The organism is Kordia sp. (assembly GCF_045105435.1).
GTDB lineage: Bacteria > Bacteroidota > Bacteroidia > Flavobacteriales > Flavobacteriaceae > Kordia.
Genome location: NZ_JBGCDL010000048.1, coordinates 1 through 4,442, shown reverse-complemented (window position 1 = coordinate 4,442; position 4,442 = coordinate 1). Strand labels below are relative to the sequence as shown.

General features: G+C 35.3%; 3 protein-coding genes. 2 read left to right on the top strand and 1 reads right to left on the bottom strand.

All coding sequences use genetic code 11. The annotated features are described in order from the left end of the window. Positions 1-554, bottom strand: a 554-nt coding sequence (locus AB8B65_RS02335) for a DUF2723 domain-containing protein (protein WP_405299199.1), incomplete at its 3' end; no start/stop codon positions are given. Positions 555-773: 219 nt separating this feature from the next. Between AB8B65_RS02335 and AB8B65_RS02330 the strand changes: the two genes are divergently transcribed. Together AB8B65_RS02330 and AB8B65_RS02325 are read left to right on the top strand one after the other, a co-directional pair. After that, a complete protein-coding gene (locus tag AB8B65_RS02330; RefSeq protein ID WP_405299197.1) occupies positions 774-3,821 on the top strand; it encodes a T9SS type A sorting domain-containing protein in 3,048 nt (1,015 codons plus the stop codon). Between the two features lie 166 nt (positions 3,822-3,987). After that, positions 3,988-4,442 (top strand): hypothetical protein (locus AB8B65_RS02325; protein WP_405299196.1); only part of this gene is annotated, 455 nt, incomplete at its 3' end.

Below are 4,442 nucleotides of genomic sequence, written 5' to 3'. Positions count from 1 at the left end.
AAATGCACACTTGTAGAAATTCCTAAAAGGAGTGCAATTAAAAAAGCATATCTAATTTCTTTTTTACGATTTGTTGTTTGTTCCCAAAGTAGCATTGCATAAATCATTCCTGTCATAAGTGCAAAAGACAAGGTGTATACTTCTGCTTCGGTGGAAGCTGTCCAAAAACTATCTGAAAATGCAAGTGAAAGCGCTGCTGTACTTCCTGCGATTAAGGCAATTGTAGGCGTAAGTGTACTTTTAGTAGCAGAAAGTATACGTGTAGCTATATTTGTAGTGATTCTAAATAACAAGCTACATGTCAATGCTCCAAAAAAGGCAGAAATTAAATTACTGACGAGTGCAGCTTTGGTTGCAGGGAAAAAAGATAAAATAACTTTACATAAAATAGTATAAAAAGGTGCACCTGGCGGATGCGATGCTTGAAGCGTATAATTACTAGTGATAAACTCAGCGCTATCCCAGAAAGCAATAGTGTTTGGGGCACAAATTACATAGATTAAAAATATAACTATAAATAGTATCCAGCTACTAAATTTTTCAGCTTTTGGCATGTAGGGTTCGGTTAGTTTTTGATGCAATATAGTAGAATTATTCAAGCTAAAATTAAGTAATCATAAATAAAAATATACGAAATGAGCATAATTTTTTAAAGATCACGTAGAAACCCTTACTTTTCTTTAAGAGTTCTTACTTATATTTGAAAATTATGTTAAAATTATAATTATTATATTTATAATAACCATATTAAACAAACTAACAACAATTCTATTATGAAAAAACAATTACCCCTCGTTATTGTGTTTGTATTAAGTCTGTTATGTATTACAGACGCGCAAGCCCAAACGTTAAATGAAACCATGGGTACTGGTTCAGGAGTTGCCATTACTACAGGTGATTTTAACACTTTTTACGGAGATAGTACAGGTAGTTTTATTACCTCAGGATCAAGAGTAACTCTATTTGGTTACAGTGCTGGACGAAGCGTTACAACAAGTGAACTTGTCGCTATCGGATATCTTGCAGGATATTCCAATACTACTGGTTTTGATAACACCTTCATGGGATATGAAGCTGGTAGATTAACAACTACAGGTGGAGATAACACTTTTATCGGTGCCGAATCTGGAGAAAACAATACGACTGGTTATGACAATACATTCGTCGGTGAAGAATCTGGAGCAAATAACACAACTGGTTACGAAAACACATTCATCGGAGAAGATGCAGGTTTTAGTAACACTACTGGTTACAAACAAACTTTTATTGGTAACGAAGTAGGTATTTCATCTGATGTTGGATACCGAAATACAGCTGTTGGTAGTGAGTCTATGAGTGATGTAGATGATGGACACCACAACTCTGCTTTTGGAGATTCAGCAGGTATTGATATTGGAGATGGTATTTACAATACCATGGTTGGTGCCGCCGCCGGTGTAGCTACAGAATGGGCTGATTACAACACATTTATTGGAGCACAAGCTGGTTGGGACAATAACCGTACAAATAATACTTCAAATGCAAACCACAATACGTATGTAGGTTTTTCTACTGGTTTTTCAAACAGAGAAGGACAATACAATGTTGGTATGGGATCTTTAGCAGATTTCGACAATACAAACCGTTCTAACGCTGTGTTTTATGGATACGATATTACTGTAAGTAATAATAATGTTATGGGATTTGGTAACAGAGCATTTATTGATGGACAATATTCAGTTTCTTTAGGGCATGATCATGATGTTAGAGGAGATTACTCTATTATGATGGGATATCTAGGAAATATGGGAACTTTAGCTGATTACTCAGTTGGTATTGGTGATCGTGTGAATGTTGCAGAAAATGATGCAGTTGGTATTGGACGTTCTGTTGACGTTGACAATCAGTTTGCAATAGCGATTGGTTCTACTACAGTAGCACAAAATGATGGAACTATTGTAATTGGATATCAGGCTTCTTCTACAGATCCAAGTGCTTTAAATCCAACAAATAACATTGCCATTGGTACTAGCGCAAGGGTACAAGGAACAAACTCGGTTGCTATTGGTAATGCTGCCACAGCCTTAAATGATAATACAATGGTGCTTGGTGGAAGCATAAATCCATTAAGTGTCGGTATTGGAACAGATACACCAAACGCAAATGCTTCTCTAGACTTAACTGGTGCAACGAAAGGTTTACATTTAAACCGTATGACAACCGCAGAACGTACTGCTTTCGGAACTTCATTAGCAGCAACCGATGAAGGTATGGTGGTATATGATACAGAAACTGATAATTCTTTTTATTGGGATGGAACGCAGTGGAAAGGAATGATGAATAGTGATACTCAAGATTTATCACTTGCAACAAATACATTGAGTTTAGTAGATGGTGGATCGGTAGATTTATCTCCATATTTAGACAATACAGATGCACAAGCAATCTCAGTTGCAACCAATATATTAAGCATTACAGGAGACGCAGGAACTGTTGACTTATCAGGATATTTAGACAACACAGATGAGCAAGATTTATCTTTGTCTGGAACAACTTTAAATATTTCTGGAGGAACTGGTGTTGATTTAGCGCCATTACAAGATGGAACAGGAACTGATAGTCAAGAATTAGCTGTTTCAGCAAATGTTTTAAGTATTTCAGGAGGAATGACAACAGTCGATTTATCAGGATATTTAGATAACACAGATGAGCAAGATTTATCTTTATCAGGAACAACTTTAAATATTTCTGGTGGAACTGGAGTCGATTTAGCGCCATTACAAGATGGAACAGGAACGGATAATCAAGAATTAGCTGTTTCAGCAAATGTTTTAAGTATTTCAGGAGGTATGACAACTGTTGATTTATCAGGGTATTTAGATAACACAGATGAGCAAGATTTATCTTTATCGGGAACAACCTTAAATATTTCTGGTGGAACTGGAGTCGATTTAGCGCCATTACAAGATGGAACAGGTACAGATAGTCAAGATTTATCATTAATGGGAACAACCTTAAATATTTCAGGCGGAACTGGTGTTGATTTAGTTTCATTACAAGATGGAACAGGAACGGATAGTCAAGCAATCTCAGTTTCAGCAAATGTATTAAGTATTACTGGTGATGCAGGAACTGTTGATTTATCAGGATATTTAGATAACACAGATAGTCAAAACTTATCTTTATCAGGATCTACATTAAATATTAGTGGAGGAACTGGAGTTGATTTAAGTACACTAGCTGATGGAACAGGAACAGATTCTCAAAACTTATCTTTATCAGGAACAACCTTAAATATATCTGGTGGAACTGGCGTTGACTTAGCTACATTAGCTGATGGAACAGGAACGGATAATCAGAACTTAACTTCTGCTACTTTATCAGGATCAACGTTAACAGTTGCCATTGAAGGCGGAACTTCTGTAGACGTTGATTTAGCTCCAGTATTGTCTGCACTAGAAGCAGAGAATGCTGCGCAACAGACACAAATAGATGATTTATTAACTAGAGTTGCTGCTATTGAAGTATGTGCATGTGACGGAACTTTATCAATTGTAAGTCCTGAAAATGCATCAAGAAGTGGAGCTATTTTATATCAAAATATTCCAAATCCGTTCAATGATACTTCTTCAATTCGTTACTTCATCCCACAAGAATTAACGGGAGATGCAGCAATTGTATTTGTAAATACAGCTGGACAAGTAATTTCAACAGTTGATTTACAACAAAAAGGAGACCAAGAATTAGATATCAATACAAGAAACTTATCTTCTGGTATGTACTACTACACATTATATGTAGGTGGTAAGAAAGTGTCAACCAAGAAAATGATTATTGAATAACATACTAAGATTCAATTCTTAAATTCATAAGGAAAAGCTTCGTAATTTACGAAGCTTTTTCTATTTTTAAGCATTAAGGAAATGGACATAACAAAGGAATACGTATCAATACATATCATTATTTGAAGAATTCCATCGGACAGAATTAATCACACAGAAATAACCAATGAAAACAGGAAACGTAGATATTTTAAACACAGGGTTGATAATCATATCTTTTCTGTTAGCTTATTATTTGCCTTTTGAACTCTTTCTCTTTGCCTATGCTGTATTAGGACCATTACATTACTTAACGGAAATCAATTGGATTCGTGACAAAAACTATTTTATAGCCAGCAAACTTTGGATTTATCTTATCGTTATTACAGCATTTTTAGTCTCACTTCCTTCATTAGTACGTCTTTTTGTTTCTGGAGAATTAGCAACATCCAAAGTGGTATTGTTAATTACTGAAACACTTCCGCTATATTTTAATGGCTGTTTGTTCATAGCAATCATGGCTGCGGTAGCTTTTACGGTATTTAAAAACAAACGACATCAATACATTGCGCTAACAATCGGTTTTGTACTTGCAGTGCTATTTCATAATGCGTCTTTATATCACTTAATTGTAGGTATACT